Raw genomic sequence first — 233 nt, 5'->3', positions numbered from 1 at the left:
TGGTCTGGGGACGCGGCTGGGACCCGCTGCTCGCGGCCGACCGCGACGGCGCGCTGTTGAACGTGATGAACTCACCCCGGACGGCGACTACCAGACGTTCAAGGTCGAACGACGGCGCCTACGTTGCGGAAGAACTTCTTCGGTCGTGACCCGCGCACGGCGAAGATGGTGGAGGACTGGTCGGACGACCGGATCTGGAAGCTCACCCGCGGCGGGCACGATTATCACAAGGT

Annotated in this window: 1 pseudogene; it reads left to right on the top strand. The window is 65.7% G+C overall.

Going from position 1 to position 233, the window contains the following annotated elements:
* Positions 1–233, top strand: a pseudogene (locus BN358_RS27910) (hypothetical protein); the annotation flags it as partial.

Source organism: Sedimentibacter sp. B4 (genome assembly GCF_000309315.1).
Taxonomy (GTDB): Bacteria; Bacillota; Clostridia; order Tissierellales; family Sedimentibacteraceae; genus Sedimentibacter; species Sedimentibacter saalensis.
The sequence above is the reverse complement of the archived record's forward strand: the minus strand, read 5'-3'. Positions and strand labels throughout refer to the sequence as shown.